Here is a 5085-nt window from a genome sequence, read left to right as displayed (position 1 = left end):
GGTATGAACGGCCCAGTGAAAAAAGCGGTAGCTACAAAGGCCTAAAGGCACGTTTTCCGCCATGAAAACGGAAAGGCCCCGGCGTGGGAACCGGGGCCTTTCGTATATCAACTACTTACGCTTACTCCCTACCCTTCCAAAGCTCTATTGTCATGTAAATTGTAATGTAAATCTTCAGACTGTATCCGGCTCATGACATCAACAGCATTTTGCAGGTGGTTTGGTGCAAGGTGGGCATAACGTAGGGTCATGGTCAAGGTGGCATGTCCCAACAGCCGGGAAACGGTTGTCATCTATCTCAACGCGGTCTAATAATACGGTTGTTTGCTCACGCTCAAACATGGCCTGCATCATTTTATGTTTGATGCGCCAGGCAGCACGATAGCTGATACCAGCCAGACGTCGCAGTTCCAGAATCGATACATTGTTCTTGCTCTGCGCCTGAAAGAACATGGCTTGGAACCGGATCGTCAGTGGTAACTTTGTTGAGTGAAAGAGCGTCCCCTCAGTAAGGGTAGTCTGGGTTCTACAGGAACTGCACTGGAACACCTTGACCGAGACACCACGCCGATAGGTGAAGTGACGAGTGCAGCCACATCAAAGACTGACTGCATAAAAAACAATTATAACAGAAAGCCCCCTCCAATCCAGGAAGGGGCTTTTCAATTTCACAAGCAGCGCAACCCGGTGAAGGAATCATGCCGCCACTTCTTCAGGCATCACGTTAAGGCGTAAACCAACCCCATGCAGCAGGTTGAACAAGGTGCGAATTTCAGGATTACCCCGGCGTGAAAGGGTACGGTACAGGCTTTCCCGGTTCAGGTGGGCCTTTTCAGCAACCGCCTTCATGCCCCCGTTAGCCTCTGCAATGTTCCGCAAGGCAAGCAGAAAAGATTCCTTGTCCCCCTCTTCAAGTGCTGCGTTCAGGTACGCGGCAGCTTCAGCCGGATCCTTCAGGGCTTCAATCAGGTCCCGTTGATAGTCTGTTGTGTGTGTCATGGCTGTTGTCTCCTTTGGTGATCTTCCAGGTATCCGGCGGCCCTGGCAATATCCCGCTTCTGTGTGTCCTTGTCCCCACCGATCAGAAGCAAAATCAACCTGCTCCCCTCTCTGGTGAAGTAGACACGATACCCCGGCCCGCAATCAATCCTCATTTCCCACAAACCGGCGGTAAGCTGCTTGTGGTCCCCCAGATTGCCCAGACGGGCGCGGTCAAGCCGTACACGGATTTTAGCCCGCCCGGTAACATCCCGTAAGGCTTCAAGCCATTCCTTAAACGGTGCTTTGCCTTCAGTGGTCCGGTAATACTCTATGTCATGGGTAAAGGTTTGCATGACGTTATTTTAGCTTATAGGCTACAGATAGCAAGCGGATTATCCTAGAAAAAGCAGTTCACGCAACGGCGCAACGACGCTACGCAATAAAAACAGTCAATTGCAAGAATCTGCAGTGTCACCTAACCGGTTCAGCCCTTCATTTCTGTAACGGATTGATTTTCGTTGCGAGCTTTGCGGCTTTGCGTGAGTAACTGCCGTTTTAAGGATTATTACACTGCAGAGTGTCGGCCCCTTCCAGGTGACAAGCCGCAACAAAAATTGTGATTATTGAAAAATTGGTTACTGCACTTGTCACGGTGAAAATACACTATAGCGCAAACAGATAAATTCAAGGAAACACGAAAGAAATTCACCGCCTTGAAAACGGAAAGGCCCCGGCGTGGGAACCGGGGCCTTTCGTATATTCAGCGTCCTGTTTTTTGACCTCTAGCTGAACTTCTTTCTTTACTTTCCTTCTAAAGCAGCCTTGAGAGCTTCTGCAGTACGCTGCCCCTGATACACTTTACCATCCGGCAACAGAATCATTGGTGTGCCGTTTATCCCCTGTTCCCCTGCAAAAGCAATGATTGCGTCAACAGCTGCCTTGCCTTCATCACCCTTAACCTTGGGGAGATCTTTACCTTCAAACGCCTTATCCAACAGATCACGCTTCTTTTTGCTTAAGACAACACGAGCCTTGTCATAGGCATGAGGATGCAACTGACGTAATGGATAGAGCATGATAGTAATGGAAAGATCCGGCATCAACTTTTCAAGCTTCTGCAACTCTGAATGCAGGGTGCGGCAATAGGGACAATCAGGATCAGTAAAAACATACAGTTTTTTCGCTGATTTGGAATTACCCATCACAACGGCATGCTGCACAGGAATCAACTTGGGATCAACACCGGTAAACTGTTTTGGCTTGGGAATATCCTTTTCATGGGCAGCAACCGGTTCTTTGGTCTTAAGATCAATGATCATCCCCTGAATCAGATGTTTCTTGCCATAATCAATAAAGACAATTCCCATCCCTCCGTCTTTTTCAAACAACACTTCATGCATGCCGTGCGATGGCGCAGGTTTAACCGACTTTACCGTTACACCGGCAAAGCTGAGCAGTTCACCAGCCTCTTTAACGGTCAGGGAATGACATTTGGAGCATTCCATGGTGCCGCAGCCATCTTTTGCTGCAGGCATGGCAAATGCACTACCAAGAGACAACAGGAGGAGAGCAACAACACTGGAGATAATTTTGAACATACATACTCCTTCTTAGATTTTGATGAGACCATTCGAATACAGCGCTTCAAACTAACTCCAAACCATATTCCTTCAGCTTATACAACAAGGCACGGTGGCTGATTTCAAGTATTTTTGCAGCATGGGTCCGGTTGCCGCCGGTCTTGATCAAGGCCTTGCTAATGAGATCCATTTCCATGAGCCGTTCAGCCTGTTTAATGGAAAGGTTTTCAGTACTGTCTGTTTGCAATGATGGCCGTTCAATTGGAGCTGAACCATTAGGTAAACAGGTTGCGGCAAGCTGATCACCATCACAAAGCACCAGTGCCCGTTCAAGCACATTTTCCAGCTCACGCACGTTTCCCGGCCAGTTATGGGCCATCAGACGACGTAAAGCCTCTGGAGCAACCCTGGGAACCGGTTCACGCCCGATTCTGGCAGCGCACTCTTTAAGCAGATACTGCACCAGTAGCGGAAGATCATCAACCCGGTCTCTTAACGGCGGGATCTGTAGAGAAAACACATTCAGTCTAAAGAAGAGGTCTTCACGGAAACGTCCTTCTGTAACCTCTGCCTGCAGGTCACGGGCAGTGGCTGACACCACCCGCACATCAACTTTGCGGGACGTTGACGCTCCGATTCTGCGTACTTCACTTTCCTGAAGAACCCGTAAAAGCTTCACCTGCAGTGCAAGCGGCATCTCACCGATTTCGTCCAGAAAAAGCGTACCTCCATCGGCCTGTTCAAACAGGCCTGCCTTATCTGCAGTGGCACCGGTAAAAGAGCCTTTGACATGTCCGAAAAGTTCTGCTTCTAGCATTGTTTCAGGAATGGCACCACAATTTACCGCTACAAATGGCTTGCCATTACGGCAGGCACTGGTATGCAACGCCCTGGCTACCAGCTCTTTTCCTGTTCCTGACTCCCCTTGAATCAGTACGGTGGTTTTCAGACCCGCCACCCGCCTGATCTGATCATAGAGAGACAGCATGGCGGGATTGCGGCCAATCAGCCCACAGAATGAATTTTTATCAGCCACCTCTGCCTTAAGCGTCTGGTTTTCCTCTTTCAGACGCTCACGTTCTTCAGCCTTTTTCAAGACAATAACAATTTCATCACGCTTGAACGGCTTTGAGATAAAGTCATAGGCCCCTTCCTGCATACAGGCCACCGCAGTATCTACCGCACCATAGGCAGTCATCATGACAATCGGTGCTGAAACACCCCTGTTGATGGCCTGGCGAAGAAACTCCCGACCATCCATATCCGGCATACGGATATCACACAGAATATAGTCATAGGCATGGCTGGCAAGCATCTCCAACGCTTCTTCGCCACCAGCAGCCGTGTCAGCAAGATAGCCCTGTTTACACAGCATGATGGAGAGCATATGCCGCAGGTTTTCTTCATCATCAATAATCAGAATGTGGGATTGTTTCATGCTTTCTATCCCTTCGTATTTACGGGCAGATGAACCGTGAAGCAACTGCCTGTGCCCATGCTGCTCCGGACTGAAATTTTGCCACCAAATCCTTCAATAATACGGGCTGATATGGCTAATCCCAAACCTGTGCCTTTACCCGGCGCTTTGGTGGTAAAGAATGGATCAAACAGCTTGCCGAGGTTTTCAGGTGCAATCCCTGCCCCGGTGTCCCACACTTCAAGCAGTTGTACAGTACTGCCGGGCTCTTGTTTGACAACCAGTTTCAGTGAACCACCCTGTGGCATTGCATCGCTGGCATTGATCAGCAGGTTTATCAGTACCTGTTGAAGCTGATGAGGATCAAGCATGAGACTGGAGGGGCTTCCTTCTGTCCTGAGTGTCCCCTGTATCCCCTTAAAAAGTCCTTGATGTTGCAGCAGTTCCAGCGTTTGTTGAACCAGCTCCAGCAGGTGTATCTCGGTGTAGACAGGCGGCTTGGGACGCGCATACTCAAGCAGGCCTTTTACAATTCTGTCAATCCTTCCGCAGCCATCCATGATTCTGGCAAGATAATCAAGCTGGGTCGGGTTCTGCTCCAACTCCTGGGACAGTATCTCGGCATAGCCCATCACCGAAGCCAACGGTGTGCCTATCTCATGAGCTGTTCCAGCGGCCAGTAGCCCGACAGATGCCATTTTTTCTGAACGTACCGCCTCTTCACGCGCCAGTTGCAGGTCCTGGTTAACCTCTTCAAGTGCGGCAACATGGGAAGCAACCTCGTGCTGTTTTTGGTCAAGTGTGCTGGACATTGCATTAAATGCATCTGCCAGGCGGGCCATTTCAAGCGCACCAGTAACTTTCAACTGGTTACCGTAGATACCAACCGTAATCTTTTCCGTTGCAGACAACAGGCGATTAACCGGAGCAACCACAATCTTTGACAGAACAAAAGATCCCAGGCCAAGCAGCAGGATAAAATCAAGGGCAAAATAGGTCATCAACAGTTGCCGTGTTCGTCTGATGCGACGTTGTTCATCAGCCAATGGGAGGATTAATCCTGCCCTGCCTGCCAGTTCACCATTGCGGATTACCTGAGCTGAACGA

5 protein-coding genes and 1 pseudogene are annotated in these 5085 nt (G+C 49.6%); all 6 read right to left on the bottom strand.

What is annotated here, in order from left to right; genetic code table 11:
* Positions 1-288: 288 nt before the first annotated feature.
* Positions 289-597, bottom strand: a pseudogene (locus OEL57_RS13965) (IS1595 family transposase); the annotation flags it as partial.
* A 99-nt stretch (positions 598-696) separates the two neighbouring features.
* Complete coding sequence (locus OEL57_RS13960) at positions 697-999, bottom strand: addiction module antidote protein (RefSeq protein ID WP_300741252.1); 303 nt, start codon at positions 997-999, stop codon at positions 697-699.
* Entirely contained in the window at positions 996-1334 is a 339-nt protein-coding gene (locus tag OEL57_RS13955) for a type II toxin-antitoxin system RelE/ParE family toxin (protein ID WP_300741250.1), read from the bottom strand. The genes OEL57_RS13960 and OEL57_RS13955 overlap by 4 nt, the downstream gene beginning before the upstream one ends.
* Before the next feature lie 447 nt (positions 1335-1781).
* Positions 1782-2579, bottom strand: coding sequence for a DsbC family protein (locus tag OEL57_RS13950; protein WP_300741249.1), 798 nt, complete (start codon positions 2577-2579; stop codon positions 1782-1784).
* Positions 2580-2625: 46 nt separating this feature from the next.
* A complete protein-coding gene (locus tag OEL57_RS13945) occupies positions 2626-3999 on the bottom strand; it encodes a sigma-54-dependent transcriptional regulator (RefSeq protein ID WP_300741248.1) in 1374 nt (457 codons plus the stop codon).
* 5 nt (positions 4000-4004) lie between these two features.
* Positions 4005-5085, bottom strand: a 1081-nt coding sequence (locus OEL57_RS13940) for a sensor histidine kinase (protein ID WP_300741246.1), incomplete at its 5' end; no start/stop codon positions are given.

Source organism: Trichlorobacter sp. (genome assembly GCF_030247655.1).
In the GTDB taxonomy this organism is placed as follows: Bacteria; Desulfobacterota; Desulfuromonadia; order Geobacterales; family Pseudopelobacteraceae; genus Trichlorobacter.
The sequence above is the reverse complement of the archived record's forward strand: the minus strand, read 5'-3'. Positions and strand labels throughout refer to the sequence as shown.

What these genes read in the sequence shown, in the direction of transcription:
- OEL57_RS13960 (WP_300741252.1), bottom strand. Translation starts at nt 999, where the DNA reads ATGACACACACAACAGACTATCAACGGGACCTGATTGAAGCCCTGAAG.
- OEL57_RS13955 (WP_300741250.1), bottom strand. Translation starts at nt 1,334, where the DNA reads ATGCAAACCTTTACCCATGACATAGAGTATTACCGGACCACTGAAGGC.
- OEL57_RS13950 (WP_300741249.1), bottom strand. Translation starts at nt 2,579, where the DNA reads ATGTTCAAAATTATCTCCAGTGTTGTTGCTCTCCTCCTGTTGTCTCTT.
- OEL57_RS13945 (WP_300741248.1), bottom strand. Translation starts at nt 3,999, where the DNA reads ATGAAACAATCCCACATTCTGATTATTGATGATGAAGAAAACCTGCGG.